This is a genomic window from Pseudomonas sp. FW215-R2, from assembly GCF_058789255.1.
Genome location: NZ_JBYTBO010000014.1, coordinates 145,396 through 166,849 on the forward strand (window position 1 = coordinate 145,396; position 21,454 = coordinate 166,849).

General features: G+C 60.6%; 19 protein-coding genes. 4 read left to right on the forward strand and 15 right to left on the reverse strand.

Annotation, left to right across the window (positions count from 1 at the left end; translation table 11 throughout):
• Window positions 1-15: 15 nt before the first annotated feature.
• From guaA to AC3WRD_RS19945, 4 genes are all read right to left on the reverse strand, one after another.
• On the reverse strand, window positions 16-1,593 hold the full coding sequence (gene guaA, locus AC3WRD_RS19930; RefSeq protein ID WP_096818575.1) for a glutamine-hydrolyzing GMP synthase: 1,578 nt from the start codon (window positions 1,591-1,593) through the stop codon (window positions 16-18).
• A 99-nt stretch (window positions 1,594-1,692) separates the two neighbouring features.
• Window positions 1,693-3,162 carry an IMP dehydrogenase gene (guaB, locus tag AC3WRD_RS19935; protein ID WP_085709413.1) on the reverse strand — a complete coding sequence of 490 codons (1,470 nt, stop codon included), beginning with the start codon at window positions 3,160-3,162 and terminating at the stop codon, window positions 1,693-1,695.
• 115 nt (window positions 3,163-3,277) lie between these two features.
• Complete coding sequence (locus AC3WRD_RS19940) at window positions 3,278-3,826, reverse strand: sugar ABC transporter ATPase (protein ID WP_096818577.1); 549 nt, start codon at window positions 3,824-3,826, stop codon at window positions 3,278-3,280.
• A 73-nt stretch (window positions 3,827-3,899) separates the two neighbouring features.
• On the reverse strand, window positions 3,900-4,667 hold the full coding sequence (locus AC3WRD_RS19945; protein WP_096818578.1) for a sulfite exporter TauE/SafE family protein: 768 nt from the start codon (window positions 4,665-4,667) through the stop codon (window positions 3,900-3,902).
• A gap of 100 nt (window positions 4,668-4,767) precedes the next feature.
• Between AC3WRD_RS19945 and AC3WRD_RS19950 the strand changes: the two genes are divergently transcribed.
• From AC3WRD_RS19950 to leuA, 4 genes are all read left to right on the forward strand, one after another.
• Window positions 4,768-5,655, forward strand: a complete 888-nt coding sequence (locus AC3WRD_RS19950; protein WP_102620817.1) for a LysR family transcriptional regulator — start codon at window positions 4,768-4,770, stop codon at window positions 5,653-5,655.
• 10 nt (window positions 5,656-5,665) lie between these two features.
• Complete coding sequence (gene xseA, locus AC3WRD_RS19955) at window positions 5,666-7,045, forward strand: exodeoxyribonuclease VII large subunit (RefSeq protein WP_102620818.1); 1,380 nt, start codon at window positions 5,666-5,668, stop codon at window positions 7,043-7,045.
• A 3-nt stretch (window positions 7,046-7,048) separates the two neighbouring features.
• A complete protein-coding gene (locus AC3WRD_RS19960; protein ID WP_102620819.1) occupies window positions 7,049-7,870 on the forward strand; it encodes a peptidoglycan DD-metalloendopeptidase family protein in 822 nt (273 codons plus the stop codon).
• Between the two features lie 343 nt (window positions 7,871-8,213).
• Window positions 8,214-9,893, forward strand: a complete 1,680-nt coding sequence (gene leuA, locus AC3WRD_RS19965) for a 2-isopropylmalate synthase (RefSeq protein ID WP_096818584.1) — start codon at window positions 8,214-8,216, stop codon at window positions 9,891-9,893.
• Between the two features lie 68 nt (window positions 9,894-9,961).
• On the opposite strand, the gene AC3WRD_RS19970 is transcribed toward leuA, so the two are convergent.
• From AC3WRD_RS19970 to ndk, 11 genes are all read right to left on the reverse strand, one after another.
• Window positions 9,962-10,753, reverse strand: coding sequence for an amidohydrolase (locus tag AC3WRD_RS19970; protein ID WP_102620820.1), 792 nt, complete (start codon window positions 10,751-10,753; stop codon window positions 9,962-9,964).
• Window positions 10,741-11,889: a pyridoxal phosphate-dependent aminotransferase gene (locus tag AC3WRD_RS19975; RefSeq protein WP_096818588.1), complete on the reverse strand. Its 1,149-nt coding sequence runs from the start codon at window positions 11,887-11,889 to the stop codon at window positions 10,741-10,743. The genes AC3WRD_RS19970 and AC3WRD_RS19975 overlap by 13 nt, the downstream gene beginning before the upstream one ends.
• A gap of 155 nt (window positions 11,890-12,044) precedes the next feature.
• Window positions 12,045-13,517 (reverse strand): ribosome biogenesis GTPase Der, encoded by a 1,473-nt coding sequence (der, locus tag AC3WRD_RS19980; protein ID WP_096818590.1) that lies wholly within the window; start codon window positions 13,515-13,517, stop codon window positions 12,045-12,047.
• Window positions 13,518-13,777: 260 nt separating this feature from the next.
• A complete protein-coding gene (gene bamB, locus AC3WRD_RS19985; RefSeq protein ID WP_096818592.1) occupies window positions 13,778-14,929 on the reverse strand; it encodes an outer membrane protein assembly factor BamB in 1,152 nt (383 codons plus the stop codon).
• Entirely contained in the window at window positions 14,922-15,563 is a 642-nt protein-coding gene (locus tag AC3WRD_RS19990; RefSeq protein ID WP_096818595.1) for a tetratricopeptide repeat protein, read from the reverse strand. The genes bamB and AC3WRD_RS19990 overlap by 8 nt, the downstream gene beginning before the upstream one ends.
• A 41-nt stretch (window positions 15,564-15,604) precedes the next feature.
• A complete protein-coding gene (gene hisS / locus AC3WRD_RS19995; protein ID WP_096818596.1) occupies window positions 15,605-16,894 on the reverse strand; it encodes a histidine--tRNA ligase in 1,290 nt (429 codons plus the stop codon).
• A 22-nt stretch (window positions 16,895-16,916) separates the two neighbouring features.
• Window positions 16,917-18,026, reverse strand: a complete 1,110-nt coding sequence (gene ispG / locus AC3WRD_RS20000) for a flavodoxin-dependent (E)-4-hydroxy-3-methylbut-2-enyl-diphosphate synthase (RefSeq protein ID WP_020795607.1) — start codon at window positions 18,024-18,026, stop codon at window positions 16,917-16,919.
• A 3-nt stretch (window positions 18,027-18,029) separates the two neighbouring features.
• A complete protein-coding gene (locus tag AC3WRD_RS20005; RefSeq protein WP_102620821.1) occupies window positions 18,030-19,079 on the reverse strand; it encodes a RodZ domain-containing protein in 1,050 nt (349 codons plus the stop codon).
• Complete coding sequence (gene pilW, locus AC3WRD_RS20010; protein WP_096818600.1) at window positions 19,079-19,837, reverse strand: type IV pilus biogenesis/stability protein PilW; 759 nt, start codon at window positions 19,835-19,837, stop codon at window positions 19,079-19,081. The genes AC3WRD_RS20005 and pilW overlap by 1 nt, the downstream gene beginning before the upstream one ends.
• A gap of 12 nt (window positions 19,838-19,849) precedes the next feature.
• Window positions 19,850-20,998, reverse strand: a complete 1,149-nt coding sequence (gene rlmN, locus AC3WRD_RS20015; RefSeq protein ID WP_096818602.1) for a dual-specificity RNA methyltransferase RlmN — start codon at window positions 20,996-20,998, stop codon at window positions 19,850-19,852.
• A 29-nt stretch (window positions 20,999-21,027) separates the two neighbouring features.
• Window positions 21,028-21,453 carry a nucleoside-diphosphate kinase gene (gene ndk / locus AC3WRD_RS20020; protein WP_007916882.1) on the reverse strand — a complete coding sequence of 142 codons (426 nt, stop codon included), beginning with the start codon at window positions 21,451-21,453 and terminating at the stop codon, window positions 21,028-21,030.
• Window position 21,454: the final 1 nt, after the last annotated feature.

The window sequence follows — 21,454 nt, forward strand, 5'->3', positions numbered from 1 at the left end:
ATGGCTTGCGCGGGATCATTCCCACTCAATGGTCGCCGGTGGCTTGCTCGACACGTCATAAGTAACGCGCGAAATGCCTTCGATTTCATTGATGATGCGGCCGGAGACGGTTTCCAGCAGTTCGTAAGGCAGATGTGCCCAACGCGCGGTCATGAAGTCGATGGTTTCCACGGCACGCAGGGCCACGACCCAGGCGTAACGGCGGCCATCGCCAACCACGCCAACCGATTTCACCGGTTGGAACACCACGAATGCCTGGCTGACCTTGTGATACCAGTCGGCCTTGCGCAGTTCTTCGATGAAGATGTGGTCGGCGCGACGCAGCAGGTCGGCGTATTCCTTCTTCACTTCACCGAGGATCCGCACACCCAGGCCCGGGCCCGGGAACGGGTGACGGTAGACCATGTCGTACGGCAGGCCCAGTTCCAGGCCCAGACGACGGACTTCGTCCTTGAACAGTTCGCGCAGTGGCTCGACCAGTTTCAGGTTCATCTCTTCCGGCAGGCCGCCCACGTTGTGGTGCGACTTGATCACGTGAGCCTTGCCGCTTTTCGCGCCAGCCGACTCGATCACGTCCGGGTAGATGGTGCCCTGGGCCAGGTACTTGATGTTGTCCAGCTTGCAGGATTCGGCATCGAACACGTCGATGAAGGTACGGCCGATGATCTTGCGCTTCTTCTCTGGATCGGCTTCGCCGGCCAGGTTGTTCAGGAACTGGTCTTCAGCGTTGGCGCGGATCACCTTGACGCCCATGTTCTCGGCGAACATGGCCATCACTTGCTCGCCTTCATGCAGACGCAGCAGGCCGTTGTCGACGAATACGCAAGTCAGTTGATCGCCGATGGCCTTGTGCAGCAGCGCCGCAACCACCGAGGAGTCCACACCGCCGGACAGACCCAGCAGCACGTTGTCGGTACCGACCTGTGCGCGGATGTTGGCGATGGCGTCTTCGGCAATCTTCGACGGGGTCCACAGCGCTTCGCAACCGCAGATGTCGAGGATGAAGCGCGACAGGATGCGACCGCCCTGCTTGGTGTGGGTCACTTCCGGGTGGAACTGCACGCCGTAATAAGCGCGCTCGTCGTTGAACATGCCGGCGATCGGGCAGCTCGGGGTGCTGGCCAGGATGTGGAAGTCTTCCGGCATCTTGGTGACCTTGTCACCGTGGCTCATCCACACGTCGAGGCCGAACAGGCCGTCGGCGTCGATGTGGTCTTCGATGCCGTCGAGCAGGCGGCTCTTGCCGACCACGTCAACGCGGGCATAACCGAACTCACGCAGCTCGGAACCTTCAACCTTGCCACCCAGTTGCTCGGCCATGGTCTGCATGCCGTAGCAGATACCGAAGACCGGTACACCCAGGTCGAACACCGCTTGCGGGCAGCGCGGGCTGTTGGCTTCGTGCACGGACTCGGGGCCGCCGGCGAGGATCACGCCTTTTGGCGCGAATTGGCGAATGGCTTCCTCGTCCATGTCGAACGGATGCAGTTCGCAGTACACGCCGATCTCGCGCACGCGGCGAGCGATCAGTTGGGTGTACTGCGAACCGAAGTCGAGGATCAGGATGCGGTGAGCGTGAATGTCGAGGGCCATGATTCAGTCTCGTCTAAGTAATTCAGAAACAGTCTTGATTCAGAAACGACTCGGGGCTGAATAAAACAGCCCCGGTCATTTAACGTTTTGCTTGAAGCCTCAACCTACGCGGTAGTTTGGCGCTTCTTTGGTGATCTGCACGTCGTGAACATGGGATTCGGCCATGCCGGCACCGGTGATCCGCACGAACTCAGGCTTGGTGCGCATTTCTTCGATGTTGGCGCTGCCGGTGTAACCCATCGAGGAACGCAGACCGCCCATCAACTGGTGAATGATCGCGCTCAGGGTGCCCTTGTAAGGAACACGGCCTTCGATGCCTTCCGGAACGAGTTTCTCGGCGCCTGCCGAGGAGTCCTGGAAGTAACGGTCGGAGGAACCTTGAGCCTGGGACATGGCGCCCAGCGAACCCATGCCGCGATAAGCCTTGTACGAACGGCCCTGGAACAGTTCGATCTCGCCCGGTGCTTCTTCGGTACCGGCGAACATCGAGCCCATCATCACGCAGGAAGCACCGGCAACGATGGCCTTGGACAGGTCACCGGAGAAACGGATGCCGCCGTCGGCGATCAACGGAACACCGGTGCCTTCAAGGGCAGCGGCGACGTTGGCGATGGCACTGATTTGCGGAACGCCGACACCGGCGACGATACGGGTGGTGCAGATCGAGCCAGGGCCGATACCGACCTTGACGGCGTCGGCGCCAGCCTCGGCCAGGGCCTTGGCGGCTGCGCCGGTGGCGATGTTGCCGCCGATCACCTGCACTTCAGGGAAATTCTCCTTGACCCAGCGAACGCGGTCGATCACGCCTTTGGAGTGACCGTGAGCGGTATCGACCACCACCACGTCCACACCGGCATTGACCAGCGCGGCAACGCGGTCACCGGTGTCTTTACCGGTACCGACCGCAGCGCCGACACGCAGACGACCTTGGTCGTCCTTGCTGGCCAGCGGGTAAGCCTTGGCTTTTTCGATGTCTTTGACGGTCATCATGCCTTTGAGGGCAAACTTGTCGTCGACGATCAGGACTTTTTCCAGACGGTGCTTGTGCAGCAACTCGCGGACTTCGTTCTTGTTGGCGCCTTCGCGAACAGTGACCAGACGCTCTTTAGGCGTCATCACTTCACGAACGGTGGCTTCCAGACGAGTTTCGAAACGCACGTCACGGGAAGTGACGATGCCGACCAGGTCGCCATCGTGCAGCACCGGAACGCCGGAAATGTTGTGCATGCGGGTCAGTTCGAACAGATCACGAACCGTGGCGTCAGCCTCGATGGTGATTGGGTCCTTGACCACACCGGCTTCGAACTTCTTGACCTTGCGGACTTCGGCAGCTTGCTGCTCGATGGTCATGTTCTTGTGGATAATGCCGATGCCACCTTCCTGAGCCATGGCGATTGCCAGACGGGCTTCAGTAACGGTGTCCATGGCGGCAGAAACCAGAGGAATATTCAGTTCGATGCCACGGGTGAGGCGGGTCTTGAGACTGACTTCGTTAGGAAGCACCTCGGAATAACCAGGCACTAAAAGAATGTCGTCGAAGGTCAGAGCTTCTTGGCTGATACGCAGCATCGCGGGGGCTCCCGAGCGGGAAAATGGAAGCGCGCCATTATAGTCAGACACCCCTTCGGGTTCAATGTAAAACTTGTCTTATATCAATGTTGCTGATGTACGGGAAAAGCGCACCCTACAACTCGACCTTGACCCAGCTCACCGGTTGATCCAGCCAGTCGGCGAATTCGTCGATGAAACTCTGCTTGAACCCCGCCTCCAGCCAGTTGTTGAAGATGAAACCGAGGTTGGAAAACCCGCACTCCTGCAAATACAGAAAACCGTTGATGTCATCTTCATGCCCGCACTCGGGGCAGGTGAAGTTGTCGGTGCGACCCGGCATCCAGTCTTCCAGGCTTTCGAACAGCGCTTCGCCGATTTCCTGGCGACACTCGGCACAACCGGCTTCTTCGAGAAAGCCCTTGGCCGGGGTGTAGATGCAGCGCTTGGTGACGACCTCCAGACCATTGATCGGCTCACCGAACGGCAGCGCCTCGGGATGCAGCACCACCGCGCGGGCGCCATCGGCGATGGCGTAGGCCATGCGATTACCGGTGCGCCCGCAGGTGCTCAGCTCTTCCTTGATGATGTTCTTGCGCACCAGCCAGCGCAGGATCGCCCGGGCCCGGGGTTCGTGCACCGGCAGGTTGGAGATTTTCGGGACGATGATGCTTTGGGAATTCATGGTGCAAGCCTGCTGCGTCAAAGGATGTTCTGCGACGAACGCGGCCGGCAGCTTAATCCCTGAGACAATCCGGTCAAGTGCTTAAATAGCGGCCGATCAGCGCCAGACCGCTCGCCAGCACCAACCAGGTCACCAGTCGCACGAAGGCCTCGCGGGACAAGCGCATGGTCAGCCGCCGTCCAATCCACAGTCCCAGCGCCATGGCCGGCAACAGGCACAGTGCAAGCATCAACAAGGGTAGCTCGGCATACACCCCGGCGATGGCGAACAGGCTCAAACGCACCACCGTGCTGCAACTGATCAGCGCACTTTGCGTGGCCCGGGCCGCGTCCTTGGGCAGTCGGCTGTTGAGGTAGATCGCATAAAGAAAGCCGCCACTGCCGAACAACGCCCCGAACAGCCCGCCCACCGTGCCCATCGGCAACGCCCACATCGCGGACAACTGCGCCGGCCGGGCCTTGATCCACAAGCTGTAAACCGCGTAGGCACTGATGAACAGCCCCATCAACAGCAACAACAGGTCGGACTTGAGGTTAAGCAGGAAAATCACCCCCAGCGTGCAACCCACCGCCATGCACGGCAGCAGCCGCAGCAATTCCGGTTTCGCCACATCGCGCCGCGACGGCAGCAGATTGCCGAACGCGGCGACGAAATCCAGCAGCACCAGCAACGGCACGATCTTCGACAACGGCATGAACAGAATCAGGATCGGCCCCGCCACCAGCGCCGTACCGAAACCGGCAATGCCGAACACGATGTAGGCCAGCGCGATCGCCAGTCCGATCACCACCCAGCCCTGCACGCCCCACGACCATTCGCTCAACAACCCCGCCACACTCATTCGCTCGCTTCCTATATAAGCCTGCGATGACTTTAGCCAGCGCCGAGGGTTGCGACTAATATCATCGAAACCGCCAAGCCATCTCGAAAAGGCATGTCTCGTGCTTTCAACCCGTCAATTGCGTTACTTCGTGGAAATCGCCGAGAGCGGCAGCTTCAGTGCCGCAGCCGAACGGTTGTTCATCGCCCAGTCGGCACTGAGCCGGCAGATCAAGGACATGGAAACCCGCCTGCAGACGCCGCTGTTCGAACGCACGGCGCGCCAGCCCCGGCTCACCGCCGCCGGCGAAGCGTTCTTGCCCCGGGCGAAAAATCTGCTCAACGAATTGAACAAGGCCAGCACCCTGGCCACGGAAATCGGCCAGGGCCAGCGTGGCACCTTGCGCCTGTCTCACTCCAGCACCGTACCGATCAGCGGCCGACTGTTGCGCGACATGAGCAGTTACCTGGAGCAACAGCCCGGGGTTTCGCTGGACATCGGCACGTTGTCTTCGGAGGCGCAGCTTGAAGAACTGGCCGAGGGCCGGCTCGATATCGGCCTTCTACGCCTGCCGGTTTTGCGTCAGCGCGAGGGCGTTCAGGTTGTGCCGCTCTACACCGAACGCTTGCTGCTTGCCGTGCCGGCGGAGCATCGACTGGCTTTGGCGGAGGTAGTCGATCTGGCGCAATTGAAGGACGAAGCGTTCATCTCCATCCCGCATCCGCAGCGCGGCGGGCTTAGTTACTTGTGCGCGGACCTGTGCATGCGTCACGGCTTTTTCCCCCAGGCTGCGCGGGTGATGTCGCGCAAGACCACGCAATTGCAGTTGATCCAGGCCGGATTCGGCATAGCTCTGCTGCCGGAATCGATGCAGGACATCGCGCCCGCCGGTGTGAGATTTCTGCCACTGACCGGCGATTGCCAGAGCACCGTCGCCCTCGCCTTTCGGCAGAATCCCACACCGTTGGTGCAACACTTCCTCCAGACATTCACCGGCGAAAGCCTTTAAACTGCGCCCCATGATTAAAGATCCCTTTGCAAGACTCGGCCTGGACCGCGAAGTCCTGACCGTCAGCCAGCTCAACGGCCGCGCGCGGGTGTTGCTCGAAGACGTGTTCAGCAACATCTGGGTCGAAGGCGAAATTTCCAACCTCGCCCGCCCGGCGTCCGGCCACGTGTATTTCACGCTCAAGGACAGCGGCGCGCAGGTACGTTGTGCGCTGTTCCGCCAGAACGCTGCGCGGGTGCGTCAGGCGCTGAAGGATGGTCTGGCGGTCAAGGTACGCGGCAAGGTCTCGCTGTTCGAAGGGCGTGGCGACTATCAGTTGATCCTCGACACCGTGGAGCCTGCCGGTGACGGTGCCCTGCGTCTGGCCTTCGATGCCTTGAAGGAAAAGCTCAGCGCCGAAGGCCTGTTCAGTGCCGAGCGCAAGGTGCCGCTGCCGGCGCACCCGCAGCGCATCGGTATCATCAGTTCGCCGACCGGCGCGGTGATCCGCGACATCATCAGCGTGTTCCGCCGCCGTGCGCCGCAGGTGCAACTGACGCTGATTCCCACCGCCGTTCAGGGCCGCGAAGCCACCGCGCAGATCGTCCGCGCCCTGAAACTCGCAGATGCCCGTGGCTTCGACGCGCTGATTCTTGCCCGTGGCGGCGGCTCGCTGGAGGATCTCTGGTGCTTCAACGAAGAGGCCGTGGCCCGGGCAGTGGATGCCTGTGTGACGCCGATCGTCAGTGCGGTCGGGCATGAAACCGATGTGTCGATCAGCGACTTTGTGGCTGACGTGCGCGCACCGACGCCCTCTGCGGCGGCCGAATTGCTCGCCCCGGATTCCAGCCACCTGATCCGCCAGGTCGAAAGCCTGCATCGTCGGCTGGTGATGCGCATGCGCGATCGATTGATGCGTGATCGTCTGCGTCTTGAGGGCATGGCCCGTCGTCTGCGCCATCCCGGCGAGCGACTGCGCCAGCAGGCACAACGCCTGGATGACCTGGACATGCGCATGCGCCGGGCGTTCGAGCGCCAGCTCAACACCTGCCGCGAACGCCTGATCCGCCTGGAAACCCGCCTCGCCGGGCAACACCCGGGGCGCCAACTGGCCCTGTTGCGCCAGCGTCTCGACAGCCTCGCCGAGCGCTTGCCACGCGCAATGAACGAAGGCCTGAAACGGCGCCGTTTACAGTTGCAAAGCCAGATGCAGACCCTGCATGTGGTCAGCCCGCTGGCGACGCTTGGCCGTGGCTACAGCATTCTGCTCGACGAGCGTGGCAATGCGATCCGCGACGCGGCGCAAACCCACACCGGCCAGCGCCTGAAGGCCAGACTGGGCGAAGGCGAACTGCAAGTGCGCGTCGAGGACAATCACCTGACGCCCGTCACCCTCTCTTTACTGGACTGATCCATGCCGCGTTTTCTCGCTCCGCTGTTGTTGATGTGCCTGACCTTCAACGCCCACGCCGACAGCTACATCACCCGGCTGCTGAACAAACCGGTACCGGGCGGCGTTGCTGTCGTCGATCTGGGCACTGCCGCGCAAGCGCCGAAAGCCACGTATCAGGGCAAACCGGTGCTGGTGGTCAAGGAACAGAACAACTGGCTGGCGATTGTCGGCGTACCGCTGACCGTCAAACCCGGCATCCAGCAGATCAGCAGCGGCGGCCGAAACCTGAACTTCAGCGTCGGCAACAAGAAATACCCGGAACAGCACATCACCCTGAAGAACACTCAGCAGGTCAATCCGAACCCGGCCAACCTGAAGCGCATCGAGGGCGAACTGGCCGAACAGATCAAGGCCTACCGCAGTTTCAGCCCGAATACGCCGAGCAACCTGCTGCTCGACAAACCGGTCAACGGGCCGCTGTCGAGCAAGTTTGGCGTGCGCCGTTTCTTCAACGGTGAAGAACGCAACCCTCACGCCGGCCTCGACTTCGCGGTGCCGGCCGGCACACCGATCAAGACCCCGGCGGCGGGCAAGGTGATCCTGATCGGCAATTACTTCTTCAATGGCAACACCGTGTTCGTCGACCACGGCCAGGGCTTCATCAGCATGTTCTGCCACATGTCGAAGATCGATGTGCAGAACGGTCAGCAACTGGCTCGCGGTGCGGTGGTGGGCAAAGTGGGTGCCACAGGTCGAGCGACCGGGCCGCACATGCACTGGAACGTCAGCCTGAACGACGCGCGGGTTGATCCGGCGATTTTCATTGGTGCATTCCAGCCTTGATTCCGGGCTGAGCCTCCTTCAGCAGGGATTGCGCACGACGAATGGTCTGCGCAATCCCTGCCAACAATTACCGCCATATCAAGAATAAAATCTCGGAAAAAACCGCTTTCCGAGTATTCCTCTCAATTTTTTTCGACTGCTTGCCATCCTCATCCCCCGCGGTTAGGGTTGAAGGCATGAAAACCTCTCACACCCTTATTCAGCTTCGCCAGCACCGCAGCCTGTGCCTCGTCAGCGCACGACTGCCGGGCTGAATCGCTGCGCCTCGTCCCAAGCTTCTCCCCGAACATTCGTTCCACCGGCAGGCCGCCTCTTTTCGGCCCAGACAATAAGGAATTTCCCGATGAGCATGCTCAAAGACCCGTCTTCGAAATACCGCGCGTTTCCTGTGATCAACCTGCCGGATCGCACCTGGCCGTCGAAAACCATCGATGCCGCGCCGATCTGGTGCAGCTCCGACCTGCGTGACGGCAACCAGTCGCTGATCGAGCCGATGGACGCGGTGAAAAAGCTGCGCTTCTGGAAAACTCTGGTGCAAGTGGGCGTGAAGGAAATCGAAGCCTCGTTCCCGGCCGCTTCGCAAACCGACTTCGACTTCGTGCGTACCCTGATCGAAGAAGGCCACATCCCGGACGACACCACCATCCAGGTGTTGACCCAGGGCCGTGAAGACCTGATCGAGCGCACCTTCGAATCCCTGCGCGGGGCGAAAAAGGCGATTGTTCACCTGTACAACGCCACCTCCCCTTCTTTCCGTCGCATCGTGTTCAACCAGGACAAGGACGGGATCAAGGCCATCGCCGTGAACGCCGCCAAGCTGTTCGTCAAATACGCAGCCATGCAGCCGGACACCGAATGGACTTTCGAGTACTCGCCGGAAACCTTCAGCGCCACCGAGCTGGAATTCGCCAAGGAAGTCTGTGACGCCGTGATCGAGGTCTGGAACCCGACGCCTGAGCACAAGATCATCCTCAACCTGCCGGCTACCGTTGAATGCGCGACCCCGAACGTCTACGCCGACCAGATCGAGTGGTTCCACCGCAACATCAACCGTCGTGACAGCGTGATCATCAGCCTGCACACCCACAACGACCGTGGCACTGGCGTGGCCGCCACCGAGTTGGGCCTGATGGCTGGCGCCGACCGTGTCGAAGGCTGCCTGTTCGGCAACGGCGAGCGTACCGGTAACGTCGACCTCGTTACCGTCGCACTGAACATGTACACCCAGGGCCTCGACCCGCAACTGGACTTCTCCGACATCGACGGCGTGCGCAAAGTCGTCGAAGAGTGCAACCAGATTCAGGTTCACCCCCGTCACCCGTACGTCGGCGACCTGGTGCACACCGCGTTCTCCGGCTCCCACCAGGATGCGATCCGCAAGGGTTTCGCCCAGCAGAAATCCGACGCACTGTGGGAAGTACCGTACCTGCCGATCGACCCGGCCGACATCGGTCGCAGCTACGAGGCGGTGATCCGCGTCAACAGCCAGTCGGGCAAGGGCGGCATCGCCTACCTGCTGGAACAGGAATACGGCATCAGCCTGCCACGTCGCATGCAGATCGAATTCAGCCAGGTCGTGCAGCGTGAAACCGATCGCCTGGGCCTGGAGATGACTGCCAAGCAGATTCACTCGCTGTTGATCAGCGAATACCTGCAAGCCAACACTCCGTACGCGCTGGTCAGCCATCGCCTGCAGGAAGAAAACGGCAACAGCGCCGTCGAAGTCGAAGTCGCGAGCAAGGGTCAGGGCGAAACCAACCTGCACTGGCGCGGCAAGGGCAACGGCGCGCTGGAAGCGCTGGTGGCCGGTCTGCCGATTCCGGTGGAGATCATGGACTACAACGAACACGCCATCGGCGCGGGCACCAACGCCAAGGCTGCGGCGTACATCGAATTGCGTGTGAACGGCGAGCGTGCGGTACACGGCGTGGGCATCGATGAAAACATCACCACGGCCAGCTTCAAGGCCCTGTTCAGCGCGCTGAACCGCTCGCTGAGCCAGCCGGAAGCGAAAGCGGCGTAACTGATCGCTGAAATACAAAAGGCCCCGGGGTTTGCACCTCGGGGCCTTTTTCGTTCTGATCGCGATTATCAGGTGAATTCGAAGGTATCTGCATCCAGATTCGCCGGGAACCGCTCTCGGTAAGCGGCCAGCGATGCTGCTTCCAAAACTACCTTGAACACCCCGTCCGCCTCCCCCGCCGCCAGCAACGTTTCGCCCTGGAAATCCAGCACCTGACTGTCGCCGGTATAGGCAAAGCCCTTGCCGTCAGTACCGACCCGGTTAACCGCCGCCACATAGCACAGGTTTTCAATGGCCCGGGCCGGCAGCAGACGGTTCCAGTGCTGACGCCGTGCACCCGGCCAGTTGGCGGTGTACAGCAGCAGGTCGGTGTCTTGCGCATCGCGGCTCCACACCGGGAAGCGCAAGTCGTAGCAGATCAGCGGACGCACACGCCAGCCCTTGAGTTCGAACTGCACCTGGCGTTCGCCGGGGGTGTAGTGATTGTGCTCGCCGGCCATGCGGAACAGGTGGCGCTTGTCGTAATGCAGTACTTCGCCGTCCGGTCGCGCCCACAGCAAGCGGTTGCGGTGGCTGCCGTCGGCGGCCTGGATGATCACGCTGCCAGTGACCACGGCATCCAGTTTCGCCGCCTGGGCCCGCAGCCATTTGCTGGTCGGGCCGTTTTCGGCTTCGGCCAGGGTTTCGGATTCCATGGAGAAGCCGGTGGTGAACATTTCCGGCAGGATAATCAGATCCGCACCCCGCGCCTGCTCCAGCAAAGCGTCGAAATGCTCAAGGTTGGCCTGACGATCATGCCAGGCCAGGCTGGTCTGGATCAGCGCCAGATTGAGATCGGGTAACGCACTCAGATCACGCATAGTTTTGCCGCCGCTTCCCGCAGCGTCTCCTCGCGTTTGGCAAAGCACAGACGCACCAGGCGCTGGCCTTCGGGTGGATTCTGGTAGAACACCGACACCGGGATACTGGCGACGCCATGCTCGCGGGTCATCCACATCGCCATCTCGACATCGTTCAAGTCAGGACGGATCTGCGAGTAGTCGACCAGTTGGAAATAGGTGCCGGTGACCCGGGTGAAGCTGAATCGCGAAGGCTCCAGCAAATCGCAGAACAGATCACGCTTGGCCTGATAGAAACCCGGCAGTTCTTCGACGTGTTCCGGATGCTCGGCCATGTAATCGGCCAGAGCGTACTGCAGCGGCGTCACACCACAGAAGCTCACATATTGGTGCACTTTTCGCAGCTCCGCCGTCAGGGCCGGCGGTGCTACGACGTAGCCGGTTTTCCAGCCAGTGACGTGATAGGTCTTGCCGAACGAACTGACCACGAACGCCCGCTGATACAGCTCTTCATGAGCCAGCACACTGACGTGCGGCACACCGTCGAACACCAGGTGTTCGTACACTTCGTCGCTGATCACATAGATGTCGCGGTCGCGGATCAACGCCGCCAACTGGTCGAGCTCGGCGCGACTGATCAGCGCGCCGCTCGGGTTGTGCGGGGTGTTGAGGATGATCATCCGCGTGCGCGGGCTCAGGGCTGCACTGAGTTTGTCGAAGTCGATGGAGAAATCATTCAGGCCCAACTGCACATGCACGCAGCGCCCGCCGGCCAGTTCCACCGACGGCTCATAGCTGTCATAAGCCGGGTCGAACACGATGACTTCGTCGCCGCTGTGGATAACCGCCTGGATCGCACAGAAGATCGCCTGGGTCGCACCGGGGGTCACGGTCACTTCAGTGTCGGCATCGACATTGGCGCCATAGCTGCGAGCGATTTTGGCCGCGATCTGCTGACGCAACGCCGGCAGGCCGGTCATCGGCGAATACTGGTTATGGCCACTGGCAATGTGCCGACCGACCGCATCGCGCAGCGACTGCGGGCCGTCGAAATCGGGAAAACCCTGGGACAGGTTGATGGCTCCGGTCTGTGCCGCGAGCTGAGACATCTGCGTGAAAATAGTGATGCCGACATTCGGCAGCTTGCTGGTAATCATCGGGGTTCCCTGCTCTGCCCCGGCACTGACGACGGCGCGGGAGAGCCCGAGGATAGCCCATCCGGCGCCCATAAAAAAAGGGCGCCAAACGGCGCCCCTTCTCTCTCGATGATCGTTTCTGTGCTGTGCATGGAAACGATCAACGGGCAGCGACCTTACTTCTTGTCGCGGCGCTTCTTGCTGGCCTTCTTGTTGTGCGACATCAAACGACGCTTCTTGTTGACCTGGCGGTCGGTCAGCGTGTTCTTGTTGCCTTCGTACGGGTTCTCGCCACCCTTGAACTCGATACGGATCGGCGTACCGACCAGTTTGAGCACACGGCGGTAAGTGTTTTCCAGATAGCGCACGTAGGACTTCGGCACTTTCTCGATCTGGTTACCGTGGATCACGATGATCGGCGGGTTCGCGCCACCCAGGTGAGCGTAACGCAGCTTGATCCGGCGGCTGTTGACCATCGGCGGCTGGTGCTCGCTGACCGCGTCTTCGAGGATCTGGGTCAGGCGGCTGGTCGGCCAGCGGGTGACCGCGGACTTGAACGAGTTCTGCACCGAAGCGTAGAGGTTGCCCACGCCGGTACCGTGCAGTGCCGAGATGAAGTGGATGTCGGCGAACTCGACGAAGAACAGGCGACGTTGCAGCTCGATCTTCACGAAGTCGCGCTCGCTCGGCGTCATGCCGTCCCACTTGTTGATCGCGATCACCAGAGCCCGACCGGCTTCAAGGGCGAAGCCCAGCAGGTTGAGGTCGTGATCGACCACGCCTTCGCGGGCGTCCATCACGAAGATCACCACGTTGGCGTCTTTGATCGCCTGCAGGGTTTTGACCACGGAGAACTTTTCGACTTCTTCGTGGATCTTGCCGCGCTTGCGCACACCGGCGGTGTCGATCAGCGTGTACTTCTCGTCGTTACGCTCGAACGGGATGTAGATACTGTCGCGGGTGGTACCGGGTTGGTCATAGACGATTACCCGGTCTTCACCGAGCATGCGGTTGACCAGCGTCGACTTGCCAACGTTAGGACGACCGATGATGGCGATCTTGATGCCGTCTTTTTCGCTCGGGCCAGGAATGCGCTTGGCTTCCTCGCCTTCGGCAACGATCTCTTCCTCTTCGCCTTCCGCCGGTTCGTCATCATCGCGCGGGAAATCGCTCAGGGCGGCTTCCAGCAATTGAGTGATGCCGCGACCGTGGGCGCCAGCGATCGGGATCGCGTGGCCCATGCCCAGCGGGGCGAATTCGGCGCGGGCCATTTCCGGGTCGATGTTGTCGACCTTGTTGGCGACCACGTGGGAACGCTTGTTACGTTTGCGCAAGTGTTCGGCGATCATCTGGTCGGCGGCGGTGAAACCGGCCTTGGCATCTACCAGGAACAGAACGACATCCGCTTCTTCAATGGCCAGCAGCGACTGCTCGGCCATTTTTTCGTCCATACCATGTTCGTCACCGGAGATACCGCCGGTGTCGATCAGAATGTAGGAACGCCCTTGCCACTTGGCCTCACCGTACTGGCGATCACGGGTCAGACCGGACAAGTCGCCGACGATGGCGTCGCGAGTCCTGGTCAGGCGGTTGAACAAGGTGGACTTGCCGACGTTCGGTCGGCCCACCAGGGCGATTACGGGAACCATGCGGCTCTCCACTTCGTTATTTCAGAAAATACAAAAGCCGCTGCGAGGCAGCGGCTGGTGCTCGGGGCAACGCCAGAAAGCGCTGCAAGCCCCGGTAAACCGGGGCCGCCTGGGGTTTTAACCCCAAGCATAGCTAAAGGGCCTGCGCTCGATCATGCGGCGTTAAAAATCAGCTCGGGATGCTCATTGACTAAAGTCAACTCCGCTCCCTCGCTGATTTTTGCCTTGCCTGATCTTCGCTCGGCTCCTTTAGTGAATTGTTACTTGATGGTCAGGGCTTCCAGTTTGCCGCTGTTGCCATACACATAAATCGTGTCACCCACCACCAGCGGACGGGCACGCAGGCCGTCGCTGTCGATGCGCTCGCGGCCGACGAAACGACCGTCCACCTGACTCAGCAGATGCAGGTAACCTTCCAGGTCACCGACTGCAACGTAGCTGGAGAACACTTCCGGTGCCGACAGTTGACGACGGGCCAGCGAATCGTTGGTCCACAGTGCAGTGGTCGAACGCTCGTCGACACCTTCAACGGTGCCCGAAGACAGGCTCACGTAAACGTTGCCGAAACCCTGGGCGATACCGGCGTAGCTCGACGCGTCGCGCTGCCACAGTTGACGACCGCTTTCCAGGTCCAGTGCCGCAACGCGACCCTGATAGCTGGCAACGTACAGCGTGCCGCCGGACAGCAGCAGACCGCCGTCGATATCGACCACGCGCTCCAGTTCCGAACGACCTTGTGGAATCGCGATCCGTTGTTCCCAGACCGGCACGCCGTTGGAAATGTCCAGAGCAATCACTTTACCGGTCGACAGGCCAGCCACCGCGAGGCGGTTGGTCACGAGCGGTGCACTGGTGCCTCGCAGAGTCAGCACGGCTGGCGTGCTGTCGTACACCCAACGCTGTTGACCGGTGGAGGCATCCAGACCGATCAGACGATCGTCCTGGGTCTGCACGACCACGATGTCACCGTTGTTGGCAGGTGGCGCCAGCACTTCACTGGTCACGCGAGCACGCCATTTCTCTTCACCGTTGATGGTGTCGAGTGCAATGACTTCGCCTCGCAGCGTGCCGACCAGCACCAGACCGTAACCCACGCCAACGGCGCCGGAGACAGGCAGGTCAAGTTCCTTTTTCCACTTCACGTCGCCGTTGCTGCGATCCATGGCCATTACGATGCCGGTAACGTCGGCCGCGTAGATGGTGTCACCATCGATTGCCGGCACCAGCATGTTGTAGGTTTCGCCCTGACCGTCACCGATCGAGCGGCTCCACTGCTTGTGCAGAACCACTTCTTCCTTGAAATCGGTCAGTTCGGCCGGTGGCAGTTCTTTTTTGCTGTTGCTGCTGCAACCCGCGGCCAGAAGGGCCAGAGCCAGCAATGCTGCATGCTTCCAACGGATCACGTCACGCATCCCCTTTGGCCAGGTCGTCCAGCTTGATTTGAAGGCCACCGACCGCCGCTTCATCCGACAGTGCCGCCTTGGCTTTTTGATACGCCGTGTTCGCTTCATCAGTGCGGCCCAGCTGTACCAGCAGGTCGCCCTTGAGTTCTTCGCGAGTGGCCAGGAACGACTTGTCGGCATCGCCTTCAAGCAGTTTCAGAGCCTCATCAGCCTTGTTCTGTGCACCCAGCACCTGCGCCAGACGCTGACGGGCGATTTCGCCCAGTGCTGCGTTGGCCGGTTTGGCAACGATGGTTTTCAGCTCGGTCGCTGCGTCGTCCAGCTTGCCGCTGTCGACCGCTACCTTGGCCACGAACAGGCTGCCGTACTGCGCGTAGGCAGTCCCGCCGAATTCGCTGTTGAGCTTGCCGGCCAGATCCGCAACGCGCGCGGCATCAGGCTTGCCATCCGGGGTCAGCGTGGTTTCCAGCAATTGCTGATAGAGCACCGAGGCGCCTTGCGACTGGTTGCTCTGATACTTGTGAAAAGCCTGCCAGCCGAACACGATGACCAGCGCCAACAGGCCGCCAGTGACCAGAGGTTTGCCGTTGCGTGTCCACCAGTCCTTCAAATCCGCCAACTGTTCGTCTTCGGTACTCGACACCCCAATACTCCTTAATCGCTAAATCGGCTGTTTAGACAGCTTCAACCCTGCACGACGCAGGTGGCCAGGTGTGCAGCGAGCGCATCCCAGGCAATGCTTTGTTGTTCGCCCTGGCCACGCAGGGGTTTGAAACCTACCACTTGCTGGGCCATTTCGTCGTCACCGAGGATCAGTGCGTACAGCGCACCGCTCTTGTCGGCTTTCTTGAACTGGCTCTTGAAGCTGCCGGCGCCGGCATTGACTTGCAGGCGCAGGTTGGGCAGTTGGTCGCGTACACGCTCGGCCAGAGCCAGACCGGCCAGCTCTGCTGCTTCGCCGAAGGCGCAGAGATAGACGTCCACCTGACGGGAGATTTCTTCCGGAATCTGCTCCAGGGTTTCCAGCAGCAACACCAGACGCTCGATCCCCATGGCGAAACCGACACCCGGGGTTGGCTTGCCGCCCATCTGCTCGACCAGACCGTCATAACGGCCGCCCGCGCACACGGTGCCCTGGGCGCCGAGCTTGTCGGTGACCCATTCGAATACGGTTTTGCTGTAGTAATCGAGGCCGCGTACCAGTTTCGGGTTGAGCACGTAAGGAATGCCGACGGCATCCAGACGGGCCTTCAGGCCTTCGAAGTGGGCACGGGATTCATCATCCAGGTAGTCGGCCATCTTCGGCGCATCGACCAGTACCGCCTGCGTGTCGGCGTTCTTGGTGTCGAGCACGCGCAGTGGGTTGGTCTTCAGGCGACGCTGGCTGTCTTCGTCCAGTTTGTCGTGGTGCGCCGAGAGATACTCGACCAGCGCTTCACGATAACGGCCACGGGACTCGCTGGTGCCCAGGCTGTTGAGTTCAAGCTTGACCGCATCGCGGATACCCAGCTCGCCCCACAGGCGCCAGGTCAGCACGATCAGTTCGGCGTCGATGTCCGGACCGTCGAGATTGAAGACTTCCAGACCGATCTGGTGGAACTGGCGATAACGGCCTTTCTGCGGACGCTCGTGACGGAACATCGGGCCGATGTACCAGAGTTTCTGCACCTGGCCACCGCCGGTGATGCCGTGCTCGAGCACTGCACGCACGCACGCTGCCGTGCCTTCCGGACGCAGGGTCAGGGAGTCGCCGTTGCGGTCGTCGAAGGTGTACATCTCTTTTTCGACGATGTCGGTCACTTCACCGATCGAGCGCTTGAACAGCTCGGTGAACTCGACGATCGGCATGCGGATCTGCTTGTAACCGTAGTTATCCAGCAAACGCGAAACAGTACCTTCGAAGTAGCGCCATACCGGCGTCTGTTCCGGCAGGATGTCGTTCATGCCACGAATGGCTTGCAGAGACTTGCTCACAGAAATTCCTTAATTCGTTCGATCAGCCGCGCGCGATAACCGCTGCGTCAGCTTCGACCTTCTCGGCCGCTTTCTCGCGGATCAGCCTTTCGAGCTCGTCCACCAGATTGTCATTCGTCAGTTTCTGCGACGGCTTGCCGTCGATGTAAATCAAGTTTGGCGTGCCGCCAGTCAAGCCGATATGGGCTTCCTTGGCTTCGCCGGGGCCGTTGACCACGCAACCGATCACCGCGACATCCAGAGGCACCAGCAGGTCTTCAAGGCGCCCTTCCAGCTCGTTCATGGTCTTGACCACATCGAAGTTCTGCCGCGAGCAGCTCGGGCAGGCGATGAAGTTGATGCCACGGGAACGCAGATGCAAAGACTTGAGAATGTCGTAACCGACCTTCACTTCCTCGACCGGATCGGCCGCCAGCGAGATGCGGATAGTATCGCCAATCCCCTCGGCGAGCAGCATACCTAGGCCCACGGCGGATTTCACTGTACCGGAGCGCAATCCACCGGCTTCAGTGATGCCCAGGTGCAGCGGCTGGACGATTTCCTTGGCCAGCAAACGATAGGCTTCGACGGCCATGAACACGTCGGAAGCCTTCACGCTGACCTTGAAGTCCTGAAAATTCAGGCGTTCGAGGTGCTCGACGTGACGCAGTGCCGACTCGACCAGCGCGGCCGGGGTCGGTTCGCCGTATTTCTTTTGCAGGTCCTTTTCCAGGGAACCGGCGTTGACGCCGATGCGGATCGGAATCCCGCGGTCACGGGCGGCATCGACCACCGCACGCACACGGTCTTCACGACCGATGTTGCCCGGGTTGATCCGCAGGCAATCGACACCCAACTCAGCCACGCGCAAAGCGATGCGGTAGTCGAAGTGGATGTCAGCAACCAACGGCACCTTGACCAGTTGCTTGATCTTGCCGAATGCCTCGGCGGCGTCCATGTCCGGCACCGAAACCCGCACGATGTCGACACCGGCGGCTTCAAGGCGATTGATCTGGGCGACGGTGGCAGCGACGTCATTGGTGTCGCTGTTGGTCATGCTCTGCACAGCGATAGGCGCATCGCCGCCGACAGGCACGTTACCGACCCAGATCTTGCGTGATTCGCGACGTTTGATTGGAGATTCGCCGTGCATGACTTATTGACCCAACTTCAGGCGAGCAGTCTCGCCACTGGTGAACGGAGCGATATCGACCGGTTGGCCGTTGTAGCTGACCTGCGCGGCCCGGGCAACGCCCAGACGAACAGCCAGCGGTGGCTTGCCAGCCACGGAGACGCTGTCGCCCTTGTGCTTGAGACCGCTGAACAACACTTTGCCGCTGCCGTCAGTGACCTGAGCCCAGCAATCGGCGGTGAATTGCAGTTGAACCTGGCCCTGGCCGGCAACCGGAGCTGCCGGGGCAACTGGCGCGGGTGCTGGAACAACAGCGGTCGGAGCGACAGGAGCCGTGACGACAGGTGCTGGTGTAGCCGGAACGTTTGGCGCAGGCACGGCAGGAGCAGCCACCACCGGAGCTGGCGTGTGAACCGGAGCAGGAGCGGTTACGACTGGAGCAGGCGTCACCGGAGCTGTTGCTGGAGCAGCAGCCTCGGCACCCGTCGACTCGGCGGCGGTTTCCGCTTGTGGCAGTGCCAGGGCGGTTGAGCCCTCGGCTTCGCCTTCCGCGACGGCCTGGTCTTCCGGCTCGTCCAGCGGGTGAATCTGGGTAGTGCCGTCAGCGCCTTCTACTTCGACGTGCTCAGGCGCCAGCGTGGTCAGATCCTTGGTCCGCAGCGAGGTCTGATCCTGCCACCAGACGAAACCGCCGCCGATGACCGCAATCAGCAGCAACAGGCTGACGATCCGCAAAATGGTGTGGGAAACCCGGACCGGCTCTTCGATCCGACCCAGGGCGTGGACGTTGCTGCCCTGGGAGTCGGTGCCGGTGGACTGGTCGAACTGCTGGACCAGGACCGCCTGATCCATGCCGAGCAATTTGGCATAGGCGCGAATGTAACCGCGAGCGAAGGTATGCCCCGGCAGCTTGTCGAACGCACCGGCTTCGAGGTTGGTCAGGGAAGTCACGGTGAGGTTGAGCTTGAGGGCCACTTCGGCCAGCGACCAGCCATTGCTTTCGCGGGCCTGGCGCAAGGTCTCACCGGGGTTAACGCGATTCGCTGCTACAACTTCGGGATGCGCCGCTTTCATCATTGCTCCGACAGGTATTGCTGATATTCCGGCGTACCGGGATAGAGTCGTTTTAATTGCAGGCCCGCACTGGCGGCCTTGTCGCGATCTTCAAACACTTTTGCCAACCGAACCGCGAGCAACAGACTACGTGCATTTTGCTCGGACAGCTGGCTGAAACGATCGTAATAGTCACGCGCGGGCACATAATGCCTGTCTTCGAATGACAACTCAGCCATTTCCAGCAATGCCCGTGGTTGCTGACGGTTCAAACGCAATGCTTTTTCCAGTTGCTGCTGGGCCAGATCACGCTGACCAAGCTTGGACGCCGTCATGCCGAGGTTCTCGAACACGCGCGAACGCTCAGGATACAGGGTATCGGCGGCGGCCTGTTCAAAACGCTCGTAGGCTTCCTTGTAACGCTTTTCTTCGTAGAGAAAACTGCCGTAATTGTTGAGGATGCGGGCATCGGCGGGACGGGAGGACAGTGCCTTGCGAAAGTGCTCATCCGCCAGTGCAGGCTCCATCTCGGACTGGAAAACCAGCCCGAGGGCCGCGTTGGCGTCAGGATCCGAACTGTCCAGCTCGAGGGCCTTTTTCAACGGCACCTTGGCCCGTTCGGTCATGCCTTGCTGCAAGTATCCCAGTCCCAGCTGCACGTAGGCAGCCCGCGCTTCATCGCGGCCCTTGCTGGTCTTCATCGGGTTGTAATCGCCCGACAGGACACAGCCAGCACACAGGCTGGCCAACAGCAACAGCAGCGCAAAGCGCAGGGACATAGAGATCCTCTCTTAGTTAGTGTTCGCGGCGTTCTGTGCCAGATCGCTGTCGGCGCTCAATTCGCGCACGGCGATGTAACGTTCGCTGCGACGGGTGCGATCCAGCACCTGCCCTACCAATTGACCGCAAGCCGCGTCGATGTCTTCACCACGGGTGGTGCGCACGGTCACGTTATAGCCTGCCTGGTGAAGCTGATCCTGGAACCGGCGGATGGCGTTGTTGCTCGGCCGCTCGTACCCGGAATGCGGGAACGGGTTGAACGGAATCAGGTTGATCTTGCAGGGAATATCCTTGAGCAGCTCGATCATTTCCACGGCGTGCTCAAGCTTGTCGTTGACGTCCTTGAGCAAGGTGTACTCGATGGTCAGCACGCGCTTCTCGCCCAGTTCGGACATGTAGCGCTGGCACGACTCGAGCAGCATCTTAAGCGGATATTTCTTGTTGATCGGCACCAATTGGTTACGCAATGCGTCATTCGGTGCGTGCAGGGACAACGCCAGGGATACGTCGATGTGCTTGGCCAGCTCATCGATCATCGGCACCACACCCGACGTGGACAGGGTCACGCGGCGCTTGGAGATCCCGTAGCCCAGGTCATCCATCATCAGATGCATGGCGGCCACGACGTTGTCGAAGTTCAGCAGCGGTTCGCCCATGCCCATCATCACCACGTTGGTGATGGCGCGGTCGATGGTAGCCGGAACACTGCCGAAGGATTTGTTGGCAATCCACACCTGACCGATGACTTCGGCGGCGGTGAGGTTGCTGTTGAAGCCTTGCTTGCCGGTGGAGCAGAAACTGCAGTCCAGGGCACAGCCTGCCTGGGACGAAACGCACAGAGTGCCGCGTTTGCCCTGGGGAATGTAAACGGTCTCGACACAGCTGCCGGACGCCACGCGCACCACCCACTTACGAGTGCCGTCGCTGGAGATGTCCTCGCTGACCACTTCGGGACCACGGACTTCAGCAATAGCCTTGAGCTTGTCGCGCAAGGCCTTGCTGACGTTCGTCATGGCGTCGAAATCATCCACGCCAAAGTGGTGAATCCATTTCATTACCTGACCGGCACGGAAACGCTTCTCCCCGATTGAGTCGAAGAATTTTTCCATTTCCGGCTGGGTCAGACCCAGCAGGTTGGTTTTAACAGTCGATGTAGTCATGGATTCACCTTCACTCTTTAAGCCAATGCTTAGCGAGTGGTTACTTCAGTAGCTGCGAAGAAGTACGAGATTTCACGAGCAGCAGCGGCTTCGGAGTCCGAACCGTGTACAGCGTTGGCGTCGATGGAATCAGCGAAGTCAGCACGGATGGTGCCGGCAGCAGCTTCTTTAGGGTTGGTAGCGCCCATCAGCTCACGGTTCAGAGCGATAGCGTTTTCGCCTTCCAGAACCTGAACAACAACAGGACCGGAGATCATGAAGGCAACCAGGTCGCCGAAGAAACCACGAGCGCTGTGCTCAGCGTAGAAGCCTTCAGCTTCGGCTTTGGACAGTTGCTTCAGTTTCGAAGCTACAACGCGCAGGCCTGCTTTTTCGAAACGAGTGGTGATCTCGCCGATGACGTTTTTTGCAACAGCGTCAGGCTTGATGATGGAGAAAGTACGTTGAACAGCCATG